This is a genomic window from Kolteria novifilia, from assembly GCA_007748055.1.
Lineage (GTDB): Bacteria > Planctomycetota > Planctomycetia > Kolteriales > Kolteriaceae > Kolteria > Kolteria novifilia.
Genome location: CP036279.1, coordinates 3,786,693 through 3,806,851, shown reverse-complemented (window position 1 = coordinate 3,806,851; position 20,159 = coordinate 3,786,693). Strand labels below are relative to the sequence as shown.

General features: G+C 60.8%; 17 protein-coding genes. 9 read left to right on the top strand and 8 right to left on the bottom strand.

Going from position 1 to position 20,159, the window contains the following annotated elements; translation table 11 throughout:
• Window positions 1-45: 45 nt before the first annotated feature.
• Together Pan216_RS13855 and Pan216_RS13850 are read right to left on the bottom strand one after the other, a co-directional pair.
• Complete coding sequence (locus tag Pan216_RS13855; RefSeq protein WP_145258556.1) at window positions 46-585, bottom strand: peptidylprolyl isomerase; 540 nt, start codon at window positions 583-585, stop codon at window positions 46-48.
• A 143-nt stretch (window positions 586-728) separates the two neighbouring features.
• Complete coding sequence (locus Pan216_RS13850; protein WP_419193643.1) at window positions 729-944, bottom strand: hypothetical protein; 216 nt, start codon at window positions 942-944, stop codon at window positions 729-731.
• Between the two features lie 63 nt (window positions 945-1,007).
• Here Pan216_RS13850 and Pan216_RS13845 point away from each other — a divergent pair, with 63 nt between their 5' ends.
• Window positions 1,008-1,418, top strand: coding sequence for a VOC family protein (locus Pan216_RS13845; RefSeq protein ID WP_145258555.1), 411 nt, complete (start codon window positions 1,008-1,010; stop codon window positions 1,416-1,418).
• Between the two features lie 276 nt (window positions 1,419-1,694).
• Here the strand turns inward: Pan216_RS13845 and Pan216_RS13840 are convergent, their stop codons facing one another.
• Window positions 1,695-3,101 carry an FAD-dependent oxidoreductase gene (locus tag Pan216_RS13840; protein WP_419193642.1) on the bottom strand — a complete coding sequence of 469 codons (1,407 nt, stop codon included), beginning with the start codon at window positions 3,099-3,101 and terminating at the stop codon, window positions 1,695-1,697.
• A gap of 82 nt (window positions 3,102-3,183) precedes the next feature.
• Window positions 3,184-4,092, bottom strand: coding sequence for an alpha/beta hydrolase (locus tag Pan216_RS13835; protein ID WP_419193641.1), 909 nt, complete (start codon window positions 4,090-4,092; stop codon window positions 3,184-3,186).
• Window positions 4,093-4,609: 517 nt separating this feature from the next.
• Between Pan216_RS13835 and Pan216_RS13830 the strand changes: the two genes are divergently transcribed.
• The 3 genes from Pan216_RS13830 (at window position 4,610) to Pan216_RS13820 (ending at window position 6,929) form a co-directional block, all read left to right on the top strand.
• Complete coding sequence (locus Pan216_RS13830) at window positions 4,610-5,287, top strand: hypothetical protein (protein WP_145258554.1); 678 nt, start codon at window positions 4,610-4,612, stop codon at window positions 5,285-5,287.
• A gap of 158 nt (window positions 5,288-5,445) precedes the next feature.
• Window positions 5,446-6,285, top strand: coding sequence for a C1 family peptidase (locus Pan216_RS13825; protein ID WP_419193677.1), 840 nt, complete (start codon window positions 5,446-5,448; stop codon window positions 6,283-6,285).
• Between the two features lie 284 nt (window positions 6,286-6,569).
• A complete protein-coding gene (locus tag Pan216_RS13820) occupies window positions 6,570-6,929 on the top strand; it encodes a hypothetical protein (RefSeq protein ID WP_145258552.1) in 360 nt (119 codons plus the stop codon).
• 277 nt (window positions 6,930-7,206) lie between these two features.
• On the opposite strand, the gene der is transcribed toward Pan216_RS13820, so the two are convergent.
• The gene (der, locus tag Pan216_RS13815; protein WP_145258551.1) at window positions 7,207-8,574 is read right to left on the bottom strand and encodes a ribosome biogenesis GTPase Der; all 1,368 of its coding nucleotides are present in this window, start codon (window positions 8,572-8,574) and stop codon (window positions 7,207-7,209) included.
• A gap of 1,084 nt (window positions 8,575-9,658) precedes the next feature.
• Here der and Pan216_RS13810 point away from each other — a divergent pair.
• From Pan216_RS13810 to Pan216_RS13800, 3 genes are all read left to right on the top strand, one after another.
• The gene (locus Pan216_RS13810) at window positions 9,659-11,929 is read left to right on the top strand and encodes a putative PEP-binding protein (protein ID WP_145258550.1); all 2,271 of its coding nucleotides are present in this window, start codon (window positions 9,659-9,661) and stop codon (window positions 11,927-11,929) included.
• A 44-nt stretch (window positions 11,930-11,973) separates the two neighbouring features.
• The gene (locus tag Pan216_RS13805) at window positions 11,974-12,849 is read left to right on the top strand and encodes a radical SAM protein (protein ID WP_145258549.1); all 876 of its coding nucleotides are present in this window, start codon (window positions 11,974-11,976) and stop codon (window positions 12,847-12,849) included.
• 213 nt (window positions 12,850-13,062) lie between these two features.
• Window positions 13,063-14,073, top strand: coding sequence for a DUF1559 domain-containing protein (locus Pan216_RS13800; protein WP_145258548.1), 1,011 nt, complete (start codon window positions 13,063-13,065; stop codon window positions 14,071-14,073).
• Between the two features lie 158 nt (window positions 14,074-14,231).
• Here the strand turns inward: Pan216_RS13800 and Pan216_RS13795 are convergent, their stop codons facing one another.
• Window positions 14,232-14,657: a DoxX family protein gene (locus Pan216_RS13795; RefSeq protein WP_145258547.1), complete on the bottom strand. Its 426-nt coding sequence runs from the start codon at window positions 14,655-14,657 to the stop codon at window positions 14,232-14,234.
• A gap of 470 nt (window positions 14,658-15,127) precedes the next feature.
• Entirely contained in the window at window positions 15,128-16,480 is a 1,353-nt protein-coding gene (locus Pan216_RS13790) for a hypothetical protein (RefSeq protein WP_145258546.1), read from the bottom strand.
• Between the two features lie 639 nt (window positions 16,481-17,119).
• Here Pan216_RS13790 and Pan216_RS13785 point away from each other — a divergent pair.
• Window positions 17,120-17,905, top strand: a complete 786-nt coding sequence (locus Pan216_RS13785) for a hypothetical protein (RefSeq protein WP_145258545.1) — start codon at window positions 17,120-17,122, stop codon at window positions 17,903-17,905.
• A gap of 118 nt (window positions 17,906-18,023) precedes the next feature.
• Here the strand turns inward: Pan216_RS13785 and Pan216_RS13780 are convergent, their stop codons facing one another.
• Window positions 18,024-19,232: an ExeA family protein gene (locus Pan216_RS13780; protein ID WP_419193640.1), complete on the bottom strand. Its 1,209-nt coding sequence runs from the start codon at window positions 19,230-19,232 to the stop codon at window positions 18,024-18,026.
• A gap of 357 nt (window positions 19,233-19,589) precedes the next feature.
• Here Pan216_RS13780 and Pan216_RS13775 point away from each other — a divergent pair, with 357 nt between their 5' ends.
• A complete protein-coding gene (locus tag Pan216_RS13775; protein WP_419193639.1) occupies window positions 19,590-20,159 on the top strand; it encodes a sigma-70 family RNA polymerase sigma factor in 570 nt (189 codons plus the stop codon).

The following is a 20,159-nucleotide window of genomic DNA, read 5'->3' as shown; positions in this document are numbered from 1 at the left end:
TCCTCACGGGTCGGAGGTTCTCTCGGAACTCCTTATCGTACGCGCTTATGCGGCCGTTTCCAACACCTCGACCTTTTTGATCACGACATCTTCCTTCGGCCGATCGGCGGCGCCGGTCGCCACCTTGCCGATCGACAGGACGACCGCGAGGCTCTCGTCGTCGGCGGTCTTGCCGAACGCGGTGTACTGACGATCGAGGTGCGGGGCGCGGGCGACGCAGACGAAGAACTGCGAGCCAGCCGAGTTCGGATCACTGGTGCGGGCCATCGAGAGGACGCCTGGGACGTGCTCGCGATCGTTGAACTCCGCGTTGATCGTGTAGCCGGGGCCACCGCGACCGTCGCCGAGGGGGCAGCCGCCCTGGATCATGAAGCCATCAATGACTCGGTGAAACTTCAGTCCGTCGTAGAAGCCGATCTTCGCCAGGGCCGCGATGTTGGCGGCGTGGCCGGGAGCGACGTCGGACCAGAGGTCGACGGTGAAGTCACCCTTGGAGGTCTCGAACTTGAGCTGGTACTTCTTGCTGGCGAAATCGAGTTCGGCCGCCGCTTTGTCGACGTCCGCTTTGCAGTTTTGTTTGTCCATGAGTGTTCCCCGTCATGAGAGTCGTTAAGGTCGAGACACTTGTGCTTTGTCAATTCCCAGGATTTAGGTGCCCTTGGCTGCCATTGAGCCAGTGGGAACAGTCCGTAGCGATCGCTGGCCGAGTTCTCGCGGTTGACCGATCGCTACTCGTCGTCTTCTTCCTGAAGCTCGGCTTCGGCCAAGTAGTCCTTGAAATCGCCGATCTTGTAGGAGATGAACAGGCAAGCGTGATGAAGCGCCTGGTACATCGGGTCTTCGGGGTCGTCGTTGTATTCCTTGCGAAGTTCGAAGAGCTTTGCGAGTACTTCCTCGGCGCTGATCATCGTGAGCCAACCTCGTCGTGAAATGGCGAAGAGCAAGACTGCTCCTTGTCGGCCCGCTGTTGTATGAGGACCGCGACCGAATCTCCAACGGAGAAGCCGATGCGACCGATCCAGCGAATCGTGGAAACCGCGCTGTGCGTGGACGATCTCAACGCCGCCGAGGCCTTTTACCGCGATGTCTTGGAATTTGAGGGGAAGGGGAACGAGGCGGGACGACACGTCTTCTTTCGCGTCGGCGCTGACAGTGTGTTGCTCTTGTTCAGCGCCGAGAACACGCGGAAAGGGGAATTGTTGCCACCTCACGGAACCTCCGGTGCCGGCCACGTCGCCTTTGGCGTCGGCGCCGAGGAACTCGACCAATGGCGGCGCAAACTGGAAAGTAAGGGCGTCGCGATCGAACACGAACAGGTTTGGTCGGAAGGCGTTCGCTCGATCTATTTTCGCGATCCCTCGGGCAACTTGCTCGAGTTGATCACCCCCGGATTGTGGGGCCTGCCCAGCGGCTGGTAGGGGCTGGTTTCGCCGATTAGTGCACCGTCAAGACCCTGATGCCCGGGTGCCACTGGCTGCTCGTCAGCCAGTGAGAACGAGCGACATCCCAAAGCTGGACCTTTGACCATGCACTAGCAGCCCGTTGATCGATTCGCTACCGGCTGCGAACGGCTCTCTTGACCAATCTCGGCGTTGGAAAACCTCGACGAATCGACCGATTGGCCTGCGCTTCTCCTCCTTGATCTTGGCCAACATGGCTCGTTTTCGCCTTGGCCCGCTTAGATCAACCGACTGCTAGCCGAGATTCCGCACGCGCTGGAGCTCTGTCTCAAGCTCCGAGTACGCCACTTCGTGAGGCATCCGCTTCGACCGCGCCGCGAGGGCCGAGGTAACGCCTGCCGCTTCGCCCATCGCGACCGAGTTGCCCGTCACCCGGTAGCTGGCGTGGGAGAGGAAGTCGCCGCTGATGCAACGACCGGCCAGCATCAACCCGTCGACGTCGGCGGCGATGAGCGCCCGCAGCGGAATGTCGAAGGCCTTCGCTTTGATGCCGTGGTTGCTGTAGGCGCTCTTGCGATTATTCTCCATCGACGTGGCGTGGACATCGACGCTGAAGGTCGAACGGCAGATCGCATCCTGGTGACGGGCGCCCTTGATCACGTCATCAACGGTCACGAAGTAACGACCTCGAATCCGGCGGCCGTCGCGAATGCCGATCTGCTCCGCGGTTGCGATAAGCCGTGTTCCGTCCCATTTACCGCCGAGCTTGTTGAGCGCGCGGGCGACCTCGAAGAGTTCGCGCCGGGCGTTGATGGTCGCGTCAGAGATCGCCTCGGCGTCGAAGGGCTTGATGCCGTATTCGTGGTTGAGCATCACCGCGGCGATCGGCCCCTCCATGTGCCAGAGTGTCGGCTTGCCATAGGTCGGCTCCATGCCGGCTTTCTCGATCTCCTCTCGAAAGCGATCCTTGTTCTTGCCGCTTCCCTTGAGATTCGTGTAGTCCGCGAGTACCTCGGGGTCGGCGGTGATGAATCCCATGAGAGACATCGGCTGACAGGGGCAATCCTTGTCGCGGCCGACTTCCCAGCGGCAGCCGGCGAGGGCTCCGACATCACCGTCGCCGGTCGCGTCGATGAAGACGGGAGCCTGCCACGCTTGTCGGCCCGCTTTCGACTCGGTGAGAAGGGTCGTCATCCGCTTCGAGTCGTCTTTCAGGACCCCAACGGCACGGGTGTGAAGCTGTGTCTTGATGCCGAGTTGCTTGCAGAGGTCCTCGAGAACGATTTTCATCGCTTCGACGTCGTACATGTAGTTCTTGACGCCGCGGTTGGCGCGGGCGTCGTACTTGTCGAGGCGAGTGACGAGTTCCTTGTTGAAGCCGGGCTTGTCGGCATCGATGACGAAGGAGAGAGCCCCGCTGGTCCAAACGCCGCCGAGGCAGCCGTGCAGTTCGAAGAGACGGACCTTCGCTCCGGTCCGCGCCGCCGCGATCGCCGCGGCCACTCCCGCCGGCCCGCCGCCACAGACGATGACGTCCGCGTCGGTGTTGACGGGGATCTGACGTTCCGGCTCGGTGACGGTGTCGCCCTTGGACTCCTCGCCGATCGCGAGGCTACCCGCGCCGAGGACGCCGGCGCTGGCCCCGATCATTTGTCGTCTCGTCAGTTCCCCGGCCATGGTCAGCTCCTTGTCTCGTCTCACGTGTTGACTCGCCGCCCCGGGCCGATTGGTGCGACCATAGGTAGGCAAGGGTTGGATGTTCGGCGTGAATCATTGTCGGCGGTCAACGTGCCCCGCTGCTTTGATCCTTGATGATCTCCGAAATGAACTTGAGGGTCAATGGGCAGCTCGGATCGACCATCGAGCCATGGGTGAAGCCGTCGAGTTCGTAGAGCGTGGTGTTCGGATGTCCCACGGTCTTCATGAGCGACTCGAGATAGGCGTTCTCTTCGTAGCGTGTGGGGATCTCGAGGTCGCGATCGCCGGTGATGAGCAGTAGTGGGGGAGCCTCCTTGCGGACGTGAAAGAGGGGGGCGAACTCGTCGATGATCGGCTGGTTGCGGCTGATGCCCCGTTCGTCGCGAACCGTGAAATGCGTGATGGTGTGGCCGCTCAAAGGAATCAGGCCCGCCAGATCGTCGGCGTCGATGTCATGAGCCGCGAGCCAGCGTTTGTCGAGGCCGACCATGCTCGCGAGATAGCCGCCCGCCGAATGCCCGGAGACGAAGATGCGATTCGGATCGCCGCCAAACTTCTCGATGTTGTTGAAGGTCCACGCGACCGCCGCGGCGGCATCCTCCAGATAGGCCGGGCACTTCGCCTTGGGATTGAGGCGATAGTCGACGGTCACCACGCCGATCCCCGCGTCCCGCAGGCCCTTGGGGATGAACCGCGAGCCCCCCTTGAGTCCGCCCCCATGAAAGAAGACGACCGTCGGAAAGTCCTTGCGGCCGGTCGGCACGTACACGTCCAGGCTGCAACGCTCCTTGGCGTACTCGTCCGGAGCCTCCTTGCCGTAGTAGGGAATGCTCTCTTCGAGGCGATAAGCGGACTTCTTCTTTGCGGCGTCCTGGGCATGGGTGGAAACGACGCCAGCGGTAACGCCGATCGCCAAGAGGAGGACTGTCGTCAAGCCGCGAGTCAAGTGGAAGTTCATGCGGATGGAGACTACTCCAGCTAGGTGTTTGGTCATTCCGGGTGGTTCCGGAGGGGCAATCGAGAACGCCGTCGAGGCGTGAAGAGACGAGAGTATACCTAGTGGATGCGACGGTCGCAAATCGCGGCGGGTCTCGAATGCGGCGTGAGACGGAAGAGCGGGCGCGAGCTGTCGGTTCTCCAGAGACACTTTCGAGAAAATTTGTGTCCAGTCTTCCTCGTCTGTGCAGGCTGCCAAGAGGTGGTCCGAATCCGAAAGTTGTGATTCACGTCAACTGACCGGGGTGGTGGAGTTGTCGCCCCATCGGCAGCCGTGGAGAAACGCGCAATGGCTTCGTGAATGCGAGCACAGCCATGCGACGGCGACTGCGCGTCGGGAGCCCACTCGAGATCGTGAGACCGACGGCCATCTTCATTTCTTCACGAACACAAGAGTGAGGCCGCGCGATTCATCCCTACAGGCAGGCATCATGGACATCGAGACGTTCTCCAGTTCGAACGTTCGCGTACTCGGCTCCGAAGAAGTTGCCCGAAGGGCGGAGCCTTGTCTAGCGTTGCTTGGTGAAGCGGCCCGCTACGCGGAACAAACGGGCGCCGATCGGTGGGATTTCGCTGTCGAACTCGAGGAACTGCTTCGAAGAGGGCTCTCGCGACACGAGCTTCGCCTGCTCGTACGTCGAGGAATGATCGAACACAAGCGTGAAGTAACCGCCGACGGACATCAAGGTCGCGTCTTTCGTCGTACGGGTGACTTGGCGTTTCCCGAAGGGACCTGTTTTGTGCTCGCCGAAGTAGGAGGCCGCTTCCCGCATGACGATGACCGCACTCTCCAAGGGAGACCCCCGGAAGGCATCGACCTTCCCGATGAGATCCCGTCCGCTCCCCGTGCTGTCCTGACGCTCTCCAGCGAGTCCGAAGGGCTTCCCCATTGGGACTCCGACCGGCGAGTTCTTCGGTTTGACGATGTCATTGTCAAACGTTTCAAGTGGCCGGCGCTCAACCAAGAGGCGATCCTCAATGCGTTCCATGAAGAGGGTTGGCCCGCCCGCATCGACGATCCCCTTCCTCCGCTCCCCGAGCAAGACCCCAAACGCCGCTTGAGCGATACGATCAAATGCCTCAACCGCAAGCAGAAGAATCGGCTCCTTCGATTCTCTGGCGATGGAACCGGGGAGGGAGTGTTCTGGGAATTCATTCACGTCGCGCCGTCGGGAAAGAAATGCGGCCGGTAGTCGCTCGGTTGCTGGCCGAGCACTCCCGTACTCTTCCGTAGTCCTTCCAGGATCTCCGTGATATACGTTTCGTGTAACACGGCAGGACACCGTCCTATTTGGAGTTCCGTGCCCCAGTAGAGATAGGGCAACTCGTGGCAACGCATTTTCCCGAAGGAATGGGGTGGATTCCTGATTTGCCCGATCCGAGGGACTACACTCACCGACAACAAGATGTTCACCGCCGTCTAACGAAACTAAAAAACCTCCGGCGAAGACGATTACCGGCGGCGGTCGACCTTCGGCGAGACGAGGGTGGGTATTATTTCACGCCGCCTCGCGATCAAGGTCCCCTCAATGCGTCGACGGCTTTTGCCGTGCTTAGCCTTGTTGAGTACTTCGAGCGGCGTGTATGCGGACGGACGTTTCAAGGGTCTAGTCGGTTTCTCTATAAAGTCACCCGGAATCGCCTGCGGATGTCGGGGGATACCGGGGCCGACCTAAGAACGACCTTGAAGGTTCTCACGCAATTCGGGGTGCCTCCCGAGGAACACTGGCCGTATGATATTCATCGCTTCGATGACGAACCGAGTTCTTTCCTCTACAGTCTGGCAAAGCCCTTCGCGGAAGTCGTCTACTTTCGTCTCGACCCAGCGAATCAGGACGGAACGGCTACGTGGAGCGTCCTGCAGTCCTTCCTTGCCGCTGGTTTTCCCGTCGTTTTCGGCTTTCCCGTGCCAAGTTCTCTCTCTCCTTCCCCCGACATTCACTATCGCCCAAGCCTCGATCGCTTCCTCGGCGGACAAGCGGCGCTCGCCGTCGGCTACCAATGCAATCACTATGGGCGAGGGAAGCACGCCATTCTGATCCGTAGTTCCTGGGGATGCCAATGGGGAGACCGTGGGTATGGATGGTTGCCCGTCGGGTACGTCTTGGACCAACTGGCTTCAGACTGCTGGGGAATGCTCGCCGATCGATGGCTCGACGGTGACGAGTTCGTCGCGCCGCAACATTGTTAGGTTCAATGTCCTTCAACCGTGTCGTTTCACAACTTGAGCCAAGGCGTCTAGCAGGTTGTTGGGACGAGTGGGCTGGACAGGATCATCTTGGTCTCCCGCAAACTGATCTTGGCAACTAGCTGGTTCCCGGTGATCCGCGTGTTTTGTACCTGTTGCCTTCGCCATCGCTTCCGTAGTCGCCCCAGGGTGGCGATGTAAGATACCCTCCGTTCGAGAGATCAAGAGAGCTCACTTGATGAAGGTTGTGGTGTTTCAGGTAAGAACCTTGTTAAGGAGATGGGTAGATGTCCAAGAATATGCACGATATTCTCGAGGCGACGGCGACGATGGTGGACAAGAAGCTCGAGCCGACCGATCACACGACGTACTTGGTCACCGTGAAGAACAAGAGCTGTCGTTTCACGGCGAACAACGTCGCGGCGACGGTTACCTTGAAGGGTGGGGGTGTCGACGGCCTCACGCTCACGCCCGATGATCGCTACTTCGGCAACATCAGCCCCGGTAGGTCCGTGACGAAGGAGTTCTCGATCAACACCGAGCGCGTCACGCCCGGCGACTACGAACTCTGCAGTCATTTCAACTTCACGGCGTCCTTCGACAAGTGCGAAGGAGAGAAGACCGGGTTCGTCGTCGAGGAAGATTAACCCCGCTCGCGGACGGTTGAACGAGGCGGAGCCGGCTGGGAACGGTTGTCTCGACTGTTTTCCGCGTGGAAGAACCTCGGCGCGCCGTCGGGGTCGCCCGCGGTTCTTCTCCTTGATTTTGGCCGAGATCGACCCTTCTCGGTTCGGTGATCGCGACCGTCTGCCAGACCAACGCCGCCAAGGGCGCCGCTTCACGGCGCCCTTGTTCATAGGGGAAGAAGGAGAACGGTACTCGACGGGCAAGGGGCGGTCGTCGGCTCCGGTCGGTCTCCCCTCCTCACGCCTCCATCGTGGTTCCCTCGTCGAGGTCGTCTTCGGCTTTCGACTCGCGTTTGCGGAGGTAGAGCTTGATGGGGATCTCGGGGAAGGGGCAGGCGTCGCGGATGAAGTTTAAGAGGTAGCGGCGATAGGTTTGCCCAAAGAGCGTCGGTTCGTTGCAAAAGAGGACCAGCGTCGGTGGCGTCACGGCGGCTTGGGTCGCGAAGAAGACCTTGGGACGCTTGTTCTGCCGGACCGGCGGGGCTTGCTGCTCGATCGCCCGCTTGACGAGCCGGTTGAGTTCGCCGGTGGTGATGCGCTCGTGTGCCTGGTGGAAAAGGCTTTGGCTCAGGTCGAGCAGGGCGTGGACATTCTTGCCGGTCTGAGCGGTGATGAAGGCCCGCGGCGCGAAGGTCAGTCCTGGGAACTCCTCGTCGAGATACTCGTCATAGTCGCTGGTGACGACGTCCTTGTCCTTCACCAAATCCCACTTGTTGATGACCAGAACGCACGGCTTGTGCTGCTCTTCGACGTATTGGGCGAGGTTTTTCTCGACCTTCGTCACCTGCTTGGTGGCATCGAAGAAGATCAGTACCACGTCGGCCCGGCGGATCGTTCGCTGCGATCGGGCCAGGCTGTAAAACTCGATGCTGTCGACAAGCTTGCTCTTGCGTTTGACGCCCGCGGTGTCGATCGCGAGGAAGGCGCGGTTCTGGTGCTCGAAACGAACATCGACGCTGTCGCGCGTCGTGCCGGGCACTTCGCTGACGATGACCCGTTCTTCCTGAGCCAAGCAGTTGATAAAGGTGCTCTTGCCGACGTTCCGCTCGCCGACGACCGCGATCTTCATCGCCACGCTGGGATCGACCGGGCCCTCGTCGGGTATCTCCTCGGGAAGGAGCTTGTGAACCGTTTCGAGCAGGGCGACCTTGTTTTGGCCTCCCGTGACGCTGACGGTGAGCATCGGCCAACCGAAGCGGGGGAATTCGGTCTCGGCGTCGAGTTTGAGACTCTTGTTATCGGCTTTGTTCGCGACCAGGAGCAGGGGAGCCTTGAGGCTGCGGAGCTTCCGCGCGACCAGCTCGTCGAGTCCGGTGATCCCCTCTTGAGAATCGACGACGAAGAGGATGACCGAAGCTTCCTCCATCGCAGTGCGGATCTGTTTTTCGATGTCGTCGGTGAGCCCGTCCTTGTCGATCACGCCCATGCCGCCGGTATCGACGAGCTCGAAGTAGCGGCCGCCGTGCTCGGTCAGGTGGTCGACGCGGTCGCGGGTGACGCCGCTGGTCGGGTCGACGATCGCGACGCGATGGCCGATCAGCCAGTTGAAGAGAGACGATTTGCCGACATTGGGTCTGCCGACGATGACGACCTTGGGAATGGGCACGAGCGGGGTTCCTTGATGATTCGTCACCCAATCAGTTCGAACGCCCTTCGGCACCGTCGACGGGTTCGGTTCCACGAATTGGCTCATTAAATCGGATAGGCTCGCACAGGCAAATGGGGAGAGACGACGGGGGCTGCCTTGGGAATAGCCCAGGAAGCGGGAATGAACCGCAGAGCTCGCGGTGGATCACGGAGGGGAAGAGGAGTCTTGTAGGGTGGGCCTTGGCCCACCAGTTCGTCCGGAAGAAGAGTGGAAACAAGAAAGGAACCGCAGAGGTCGCGGAGGGTCACAGAGGCGAAGTGGAGTCGGCGGTTTGATACCTCAACAAGACGAGCCCCGATTGCTCTGCTGCCGGGGCGGCGCATTTGCAGGAGGGCTTGGGGTAGTACCTCGAGCAGAGGTGACGTGGGTCTTGACCCGCCGGGTCGGGTTGGATGATGATGAATCGAACCTCAAGAGGCGCGCAAAGAGTGTCAGAGCATTGGGGGGCACCGGCCAATCGTGGGGCATTTCTCGCCGTTTGGGGGGGGAGGCTTTGCCCAGTTCATGATGGCGTCTCTTCGTCGACACGTTGGCGGGATTTGTCAGGCATCCTGAATTCGCACATTGCATCCTTTAGGACAGGCATCCGTTTGTCAGGCGTGGTAACCCATGGTGGAGACGACGGTTGTGTGGCTGGAGCCGTGGGAAGGGCCCTGGTTTGTCAGGTCAAGAGATCACTTGGTGGCGAACTGGGGACAAAATTGGCACCAAGTGCGCAGATTTGAGGCGAAGTGTAATGAGAATGGGCAGAGAACGACAGTCGCTGTCCCTTTTTGTTTCTTTTTGGGCGATTCGAATCACCTGCTGAACGAGATTACCTGCCTTGGTTGACGGAAATCCTTACCGGATAAGGCCTCTTCGCCACAGGAAACGTTGCGATGTCAAGAGGCGGGTTCCGTCTGTTGCCTCAAATGTTAGATCCATACGAATGGAGCACCTTATTCGAGTATTCGGCGGCCAAGGGACGGCATGACAGTTGCTGTCACTTTGTGATGCCGCCTCGGGGACCGCGCCACCTCCAGCAAAGGAACATCGAAGACCGTTGATCGAGATTCCGGATACGCAACAAGAGACGATGCTTCTCCTCACGCTTGGTGAGGTGAGCGATCTCGTGTCCAACAGCCACGACCTCGACGAGACGCTCAACAATATTGTTCGTCATATCCAAACCCGTTTTAGGACAGACGTTAGCTCGGTTTACACGCTCGACACCGGGGCGCGGGAACTGACGCTGCGCGCAACGGTCGGATTGGCGCCCGATTCGGTGGGCCGAGTCAAGATGCCGGTGACGGAGGGACTCGTTGGCCTGGTCGCCGAGCGAAAAGCTCCCGTCTCGGTGGATGATGCGAGTCGGCACCCTCGCTACCGCTACTTTCCCGAAGCGGGGGAAGAGGCCTACCAGTCGTTCCTCGGCGTTCCGCTGATTCAGGGTGGGGTCGTCCAGGGGGTCCTCGTTGTCCAGCACGTCGAACAGCGAAAATACTCGGCCAACGAAGTCCGGATGCTCGTCGCGGTTGCCGCGCAGCTAGGCATTCTCGTCGCCAATTCGCAGCTCACCCAGCAGCTTTCCGAGGGTGTTCGGCGCCAGGCCGAGGGGAATGCCCACGAAACGCCGACGATTCCGGCAGCCCCGCTTAAAGGAGTGATCGCTTGCCCTGGGTATGGAATCGGTCGAGCGATCCGGTTCGAGGCCTTCGATTTCGCCGATCCAGACATCGTCACGCGGTCACCGGGTCCGGCGCAAGAGGAACGCGATCTTCTATTTAAGGCGATCGCCGACGGTCAAGCCGACCTCGATCGCGCTTCGCGACACCTGGCGGAATTGCTCGGCGAGGAGTTCGGGGCGTTGCTGCAAGCTCAGCGACTGATGCTTGAGGATTCCTCGGTTCAGCGGGATTTAGTGCGGCTTGTCGACAACGGAGCTTCGGTGGAGCGAGCGGTCGTCAGCGTCGCCCATCAGTACCTCAAAGCGTTCCAAAAGCTCGAGAATCCGTTCTTTTACGAGCGAATTTACGACATTAAGGACGTTTTTCGGCGCATTTTGAACCATGCGCTGCCCAAATCGGACGAAAAGCAGTCCGATGACGCCATCGTCGTCGGCCACGAAGTCTCCCTGCTGGAACTCTTCAGTTGCGACCTCAGTCGGGTCCGCGGAATCGCGGTCGAGAAGGGGGGAATGCACAGCCACGTCGCGATCCTCGCGCGAAGTTTGGGCATCCCGATGCTTACCCAAGTTGATCGGCTGCTTTCCTACGTTCGTGCTGGGGCGGAAATTCTCGTCGATGCGGAGATGGGGCTCGTCTACCTTTCGCCGACCGACGCCCATCGCGACTTAGCTAGGCAACTGGCCGAACAGCGCTCGCTGCCGGCGCCCGAGTCGAATGGTGAACCGGTGCCGACGCCGATCCGGTTGGAGACGACGGTCAACCTCTTCCCCGAAGTCAAGCGAAGCATCGAATGCGGCGCCGAGGCGGTTGGGCTCTATCGCAGCGAGTTTCTCGAGCTGGCGCGGCGGTCGTTCCTCACCGAGGAGGAGCAGTACGAAGTCTACCGGAAGATGATCGGCGAGCTCAACGGTCGTCCGATGACCATCCGAACACTCGACTTGCGCTCGGAGAAGCTCTACGGGATCGCCGACTTGACCCGCGAGTGCTGGGAATGGCGACTCGTCGACCAACTACCGCACGTTCAAGATGTGGTTCGGACCCAGCTTCGGGCGATCCTCCGCGCGGGCAAGGGGGGGCCGGTCCGGATCCTCTTTCCGATGATTACGACCCAGCGGCAACTCAATCGGGCGCTGATTCTGCTCGACGAGGCCCGGGAGAGCCTTCGCGAGGAGGGGGTCGCGTTCGCGGAGGAGGTGCCCGTCGGCATCATGATCGAGGTCGCGGCGGCCGCATTGATGGCCGAGGCTTGGATCCCGCGCATCGACTTCCTTTCGATCGGCTCCAACGACCTATTGCATTCGCTTCTGGGAATTGACCGATCCGACGATGGGCTGGTCGATTTGAAGACGCCACTGGAGCCGGGCTACTTGCGCCTCGTTTGGCGGGTCATCGGACACGCTCACGCCGCCGGCAAGCCGGTCACGATCTGCGGCGAGGCGGCCAGCGATCTTGACGGCATTCTCGCCCTCTACTCGCTGGGTGCTGACGCCCTCAGCTTGCCGCCGGGGCACGTTCAACAAGTGCGCACGATGTTCGCCAGCTTGCAGTTGCCGAGCGAACCTCGGCAGGTTGGCCAACGTCTTGTCGAAGCAAACGATATCGCTGACGTCAAAGCGATCCTCTCCGAGGAGTTCCGTAGCATGTAGTCGTGGCAACGTGACAGCCTGCCCCAATTGGATTCGACGCCCCCATGGATTCTCAGCCCCTACCGATTCTGGAACAACATCAGGCTCATCCGCGCTCCTTTCGTTCCCACCGCTACGTCTACCCCGTGCTGTCGAGACGTTCGAAGGGCATCAGCGTCGGGATCAATCTCAACCCCGACAAGATCTGCAACTTCGACTGTATCTACTGCCAAGTCGATCGCCGCGAGGACTCGGACCTTCGCTTCGTCGCCACCGACCAGCTCAAAGAAGAACTCGAAACGACCCTCGATTGGATCGCCTCGGGCAGGCTCTTCGAGGACGAGGCCTTCGCGAGCGTCCCGGAGCCCCTGAGGCGACTCAACGACATCGCTTTCTCCGGCGACGGCGAACCGACGACGTTTCGGAACATTGACGAGATCGTTTCCACCGTGGCCGGCATCAAGCGCCGGCGTGGATTGGACGAAGTGCGGATGGTATTGATCACCAACGCCAGCATGTTCCATCGCCCCGTCGTCGCCCGGGCGATCGAGGTGTTGATGGAGCATCGGGGCGAGATCTGGGCCAAGCTCGATGCGGGCACGGCGGACTACTTTCGCCTGGTCGACCGCACGCCGATCCCCTTTGAGCAGATCCTCAACAATATCCGTCTTGTCGCTCGTCAGCATCCGTTGGTGATTCAAAGCCTCTTTGTGCGCGTCGATGGCGTAGGACCCTCGGAGGAGGAGATCGCGTCGTATGTCGAGCGTCTCTCGGGGCTCTTGCGACGGGGGGGCAAACTCAAGTTGATTCAGGTCTACACCGTCGCGCGGCGCCCGGCCGAGGACTACGTGACGTCGCTTCCCTGCGACGAAGTCGACGCCATCGCCGAGCAAGTCCGCGACCGGATCCCCACGCCCGTCGAGGTCTACTACGGTTCGTGAGTAGCCGTTTCCGATCGGACGAACCTGTGGTAACATCCTGCATATGTCGGCCCATTCGTCCGACGGGTCGCGCCGCGAGTTGGCACCCGAGGCGAAGAGAGATGGAACCGGCGATGCCTTCCTCTTGTCGAGGCGTTTTCGCCAAGTCCGGTTGGGGACTACCTGCCCAACGATGCTTTCGCCATCCGAGTCCGTTTTGGAGTCACGATCATCATGAAACGAACGAGTCGATTCGGCTTTACCCTCGTGGAGCTACTGGTCGTGATCGCCGTCATCGGCATCCTGGTCAGTCTGCTCCTTCCCGCGATTCAGCAGGCCCGGGAAGCGGCCCGGCGGATGCAGTGCACCAACAAACTCAAACAACTCGCCGTCGCGCTGCACAACTACGCCGACGCTCACAGCGTCCTACCGCCCACTGCCGTCAACAAGTTGCCGTTCGATTGTCCCGGCGGGCTGGGCTACAGCGTCGATTCCGAAGGGAACGGGCAGGCTCCATGGACTGTCCTGGTGCTGCCCTATCTCGACCAGCAGCAGCGCTACGATCGCTTCAATCTCAACGTGAGCTTCACGCCCTATCTTACCTCGCCGGGCACGAGTTACGGTGTCAACCGCGACCTGCAAAACGAGTTGAATCGGAGTTACGTTTGCCCGACCAATCCCGTTTCCAGTTCCGCGACCGAAGAGAACGAAAACAACTATCTCGCGGTCATGGGTGGGGGTACGAGTGCCGAGGCCTGTTCGTTCCACTCGGGAGTCTTGCGTGGTCTCTGGGACAACGGGCTGATGTACGTCAACTCGAGCCACGGCCTTGAGGATGCGACCGATGGGACCTCGCGAACGGCGCTCTTGGGAGAGTCGAAGTATCAAATCTCCCGGGTGACCGGGGCCGCCGCGTCACAGGCGGGAGCCGCGCGCACTTGGGCGACGACCGCACGCAACGGCGCGACTGGTCCCGATCCACAGGCCGTTGCCTTCAGCGAACCGATCAACCAACCCGAACGCGACTTCGATCCGCTCAACGCGGGGGTGATTCCCGCGGCGACCAATAAGGTCAGTTACGTCTGGGGCGTGGTGAACCGGGCAATGGGGAGTTTCCATCCCGGTGGCGCCAACCTCGCGATGGCCGACGGCTCCGTTCACTTCCTCTCCGATGCGGCCGACATCGCGATCCTCCAGAGTCTCGGCAAACGCGACGACGGCGGACCGCTCGAAACGGGACTCTGAACGCTTGGAAGGAGCGCCGCCCCTACGGGGCTCTGATCTGGGGCTGACTGATACCTGGCACTCACGTACCTGGCTACGTGATGCCGCCGCGATCGCGGCTAGGAGATGGACTCGCTTGTCGTTTCCATCATGTGAGTGACGGTAGCGTCCGGGTTTCGTTACGCCCTATTGCCCTTGATCCCCAAATAGGTCGCGGTGAGCAGCATGATGGTGGGGAACTCGGCGCCGCCGAGAGGATAGTCGGGCGCGGGGGTGAAGCTCCAACGGCCCCAGTGCTGCGTGAGAATGGCGACCGCCATGATCGGGACGTACGCGAAGGCGCCCAAACGCGTGATCCAATGGCCGAGCATTCCCGGAACGAAACCGCCGACGAGAATCGCCATCGCCGCGAGGGTTTCGACCATCGTCGCCATCACCGCGGCCCCGTAGGGCAGGTCCATCCGTTCCGCGAACGCATCGAGCGCTCCGTAACGGGGCAAACTGTGCGAGAGAAACGACGCCGCAAGCCCGACCCGCAGGAGCCAGTGGGCATGACCCGCGACACGTTCCACCAATCGATCGAGACTCTCGAAGACTTGTTTCATGGCGTGTTCCCTCGAGGGTGATCTTGCTCTTGTACGGTCTTGGCTCCCGATTCGTTGGTTCATTGCCGAAAGACCTTTCGGGTACCATGCCCATGTTCGTCAAGGGCATGCGTGAAACGCCATTTCTTTGGCAAGCTCCCGCTCGAGAGGTAGACGGGGCTTCATGGAGCGAACTAGGCTCCGTCTCAAAAATCGGCTCTGGCTTCGGCTGGCCAAGTTGCCGCGAGACTTTGTCGGTCTGCATCGACGAATCCAATGGATTCGCCTGTTTCGACCACCTCGTCCCCCACCAACTCGCTGTGCCTCGGGCCGACGATTAACTCTTGAGACGAAGCCTAGCCCAACAGGGCACTCGCGGACCGTTCGTAGCCGGCAGCGAATAGATCAATGGGCTGCCTACCCGTCAAGAAACGGAAGAGCCCCCGAGGAGAGGTCGGGGGCTCTTCGTAGACAGGGATCGAGTCGGCGGCTTAGTAGCCGAAGATCTCGCCGAGCAGATGACGGCGGCTCTTCGGAGAGCCCGACTGCTTGGCTTGACGCTCGGGAGACTCGATGACGATTCCCTCCTCGGCGACGACCTCGGCGGTGATGAGCGCGACCTCGCCGGAGACCCGCGGCGCGGCCTCGTCGGTTTCGACCTCGGCGAGCTTTTCGCGACGCTCGCAAGCCCGGCAGCGGCTACCGAAGGTCCGCTTACCGAAACGCGGACGGGCGCTGCCACGACGATGGCGAGCCGGAACATATTCCTCCTCGATCACTTCCGAAACGAGTGGCTCCTCGACGCGGGTCTCGACGCGGGTCTCGACGGCGGCCTCCACCGGCTCCCGCGGAACCCCACGATAGCCCGCCGTGTGCGTGACGGCGGTGGCGGTAGGCGCGGGCGTCTCCTGGACGACCTCGTGGCTGACCGTCTCGGTCACTTGCTCGGCCGGCTCATCCGACTTGCTGGCACGCGACCAGGAGCGAAGCCAAGAGCCGAGCGACGAAGGGCTATTGGTCGTCGTTGTGTCCGGAACGGCCTTGGGAGCGACATCGGGCTTGGCCTTCGGCACGGGATCGGGCGTCGGCTTCTTCTCGGGGGCCGGCTTGACCTCCTCGGCGGGTTCGTCCATGCACATGCCGGGAGGCGGTTGACGCTTCGAGAGGCATTCCTCGATCATGATCGTGGCGAGTTCGCGAACGCGGTGCGACTTCTCCTTCAGGCAGCCGGTCTCGTCCCGCTCGAGCAGAAGATCGTTGAGCCGTTCGATGACCTTCCGCTGGCACTGACAGCCGCGGCAGTCACAGCGACATTCCGACTCGCACTCGCAGCTTTGTTTGTGACCGTGCAAGTGGGAGAAGTGCTTCTTGCCGCACTGCTTGCGAAGGGCCTTGAGGGCCGCGAAACGTACGACCTCGGTGCAGTCGTCCAGCGACGCGAGCAGGGCGTCGACGACTTCCGGGTAGCAGTTACAATCGAGGGTGCCGAGGTACTCGATCGCCTTGACCTTCAAGGGCGCTTTGAGCTCTTCCTTCTTGAGCTTGTGGGCGAGCCCCATGGCTCCCGGCTCGTTGGCGAACTTGTCGGAGAGGAGCGACGGTCCCAAGCCGAGGGCGCGGCCGACGGGGCCGAGGACCCGGTTGGCGGCCTGGCCGAGGGCGCTCTTGAAGATGTTCTCGTTGATGAAGTCGAAGGCTTGGCCGATGCCAAGGAAGTCGAAGATCGAGCAGCATTTCTTGCTGACGTTGACGGTGGTCGCGCCCGCCACGGCTTGTTCCTGCGCATAGGTCGGGAGCGTAGTCACAAGGCACAGAGCGGCCGCTAATAGTGCTTTTCTCATCATCAAAGGATCCTTCCTTTGTTGGGTGTTTTCGGCATCACCTTCCGAGCGAACGAGGGCGTTCTTTCTCGCAAACGTCCCGTTGCCTCGTTTCCGCGGCGGTTTCCCACGCTAGGAGGATGATCGCCCGTACCAGTCGATTCCCCTGTTGGTCTTGGTCCACACTCGCCGTACCAAGGATCCCGACACCAATGCCTCGGGACTTCGTCCATGGTGTGGGGACGACGGCTACTTCCTGAATCGGTCCAACGTCAAGACTGCTTGAAAGTCAAACGACTTGCTCGGGTCGCGTTAAAGGAAGGGTGTCGGAACGTTGGTCGTTTCCGGCGCAATCCTCAAGCTTTGACAGGGAACCATTGCCCGTCGCGACGCGAGCGATCCGTCAAAGTTGCCGTAGTTGGGACAGGGCCTACAAGTGGGGGAGAATCGGACGCGAGCCGGGAAGTGGCCGGCATCTTCGATCGAGTTGCTCGCGGGGATGGTCGACCTGAAAAGAACAAGGGGCCTCGCCGTTGCGCGGCCACCTCGATCGTTAGGGAAAACATCGCAAGCTCGGTTCGGCCACTTCCGAGGAAGGGGCCCGGGACCGAACTCGAAGACATGGCTCACGGCGGTTCGCCCCGCGACAAAGGAGTTGTCAACATGGATCGACACGTTTGGAAGGGAGTCGCGCTCTCCTTATTGTCGCTGTGCTTGAGCGCCAGCGAAGGGATCGCGGGGGGACACGACAAGAAGGCCTGTGGTCCCAAGCACTACAAGCTCAAGGATCACGACAAGTGCTGCTCGAAGAAGATTTGTGGCCCCAAGTGCTACAAGTCGCCCAAGCACCGCGTCTCGGCCTGTTACGAGTGGAAGCTGTGCGAGACGGAGCAGACGGTCTTCACGGTTGAGTACAAGGAGATCAAGAAGAAGGTTAAGCGACCCGTCATCAAGGAAAAGGTTCGCGACGTCTCTTGCAAGACGTGCAAGCCGTTCGCCTTCACGACGATGCGCGAGTGCCCCACGCCTTGCTATAAGCAAGAGACGCACAACGACATGATCGAAATCTGTCACCACGTGATCGACGAGTGCGGCTGCTCGCAGAGCTACACCGAGATGGTGCCGCGGGTCGTGACCTGCTTGGTCAAGGAAATGGTGCCGATTTTGGTTCCGACTCTTGAGTGGACCTTGATCGAGGTCGAGGACGTTCACCAAGAGAAGTACCTCTACCAGGACTGGGAAGAGGTCGAGGTGACGATGCTCGTTCCGGTCAAGACGCCGAAGGTCATCGTGTCGAAGGTCTGGAAGAAGTGCCCGGTCGAAGCTCCCTGCCAAGAGTGTGCCGCGTGCGAGGCGGAGGCTCCTTGCGAGGAGTGCGGGGTCGAAGCCGGCCAGGCGCTGGACTTCGAGCCGATTGAGGAACTCTCGATGCCGGTGATCGTCAAGTAGACGATCTCGGGTTCGACATCACGATCAGGAAGGCAGTGGGGGCGTTGGCCCCCACTTTGGGTTCTTGACGAAGCGAAAGCTCGCGGAGTGCTCTCTTCCCCAATTCCTAACCGCCACTCTACCGGCTGAAGAGCGACGAAACCCGTGAACTCTTCTTCTGGCCGGATGGCACCGAGACGTTTCCCTTGGTGGCGGACGCTTTCGAGGACTCGGTGGAGGCATCGGTACTGTAGGTCGGCAAAGAGTCTTTGGCTTTCTTCGACTCGGGAGCGGCGCCGAGGGCCCCAAGGCGAGCCTCGCGATCGGCATCGATCACGACGTCGTCGAACTCGTCCTCTTCGTCCTCGCTGACACCGACACCCACTTCGACCACGCAGGGTTCTTCTTCGGGCAGCTCGTCGGCGAAGTCATCCTCCTCGGTGTCCGAAACCGACGGCAAGCTCGACTCGGCGTGGTGGGATGCTTTGTCGGGGGACTCGGGCTGCGGCTCGAACTCGGTCTCGACTGGTTCCTCAGGGGCGGAGATCCCCAAGGTCGCCGCGGCCTCGTGGATGAATCGCGAGTCGATCGTTCCCGATCCCGCCCGGTAAGAGAGCTCGAGGGCTCGTTGGCAGAGCTGATTGACGCGACGCGGGATACCTCCGGAGATCTCGAAGACATCCGCGAGCGACTCGGCGGTCATTATCGACTCCGAGGCTCCGCCGACACGCTCGAGGTGAGCGTGGATGTAGGAGGCGGTCTCCTCGTCGGTCATCGGAGCTAGTTCCCGTACCAGCGAGATTCGCTGACGGAAGGATTCCAACTCGGGCGAGGAGAGAGTCTCGACCAGGGAGAACTGGGCGAACAGCACGACGTGCAGGGCGCGGGCGCTGCGTCCCTCGAGGTTGGTGAGCATCCGCAGCTCTTCGAGGTTCTTGGCGGAGAGGTGCTGGGCCTCGTCCACGAAGAGGATGGTTCGGCTACCCTTGCTGAACTGTTCCATTAAAAAGTCGGTCAGATTTAGTCGGCATTCCTGCTCCTTTTTGCTCTCATAGGGGAGAGAGAGGTCGTAAAGGAAGGCTTGGAGCAGGGCGTGGTTCGAGGGAAGATGCGTATTGGTGACGAACGCGGCGGCATAGGATTGATCGAGGCTTTCGAGAAGCCGTCGACACAGGAGAGTCTTGCCGCTTCCCGGCGTGCCCAGCAGCAGCCCGAAGCCGTCTCCCTGTTCGATCCCATCGCGCATCGCGTTGAAGGCGTCCTCGTGTCCGGGCGTCGGAACAAAAGCAGCCGTGTCTGGGGTGCTTGGAAAGGGTCGTTGCCCGAGTCCGAAGAACTGCAAGTACATTTCAGCGTCTCCCGGTCGCGTCGCGGAGAGGCTCTCCTCCTGGGCCGCGAAGCTCCAAGTAATGAATCGAGTCGCACGGCCGGATTGCTTGAGGAGAAAAGCGTCAGGACCGTCACAATCGGCGAAAACCATCAAACGGACAGGGGCAACCGGATTTCTCAAGCAAAAGTCGTAGCGATCGTTCTTCTTTTGGGGCCGACGCGGGGAAGATTGGGGTCTTCCTAATACCTGAGATGCAAAGAGGTTACGACGGGCGGTGTCGATTCCCGACTTTTCGGAGTCCTTTTCCGTCCGCGAGTTGGATTTGGGGAACCACGCGTACGGAAACAGCGTCCAAAGGGTGATGGGAGAGAGTGGGTGAAAGAGCGTGATCAGACACTCATCGATGAGTGCCTAGCAGGCCGGTCCGAGGCATTCGGCGAATTGATTCAGCCGTACCAGGACCGTCTCTACAATATGCTCTTTCGGGTTGTCGGCCGCGAAGAGGATGCGGCGGAGTATTTTCAGGAGGCGATGGTTCGGGCATTCCGGGCGCTACGGCAGTACCAGGGAGGCTCGGCCTTCTACACCTGGCTTTACCGCATCGCGATCAACGTCGTCTTCACCGACCAGCGTCGACGCCGCCCGCGAGCGACCGCTTCGAACACGTCGTTGCTATCGTACGACCTACCCGATCCCAACGAATCAAACCGTCCCTCGGCGGGAATTGAGGTTCGCGAGAAACGCAAGCTGGTCCAACAGGCTCTCGCGGACATCCCCGAGAGTTTTCGGGCCATCCTCGTCTTGAAGGACATCGAGGGGCTGCGATACGAAGAGATCGCGGAAGTCCTGGACATTCCGATCGGGACGGTCCGCAGTCGGCTGCACCGAGCGCGAAGCGAAATGCGCGACCGGCTCAAACCGATGTTGGAAAGAGGTTCGCTCTAG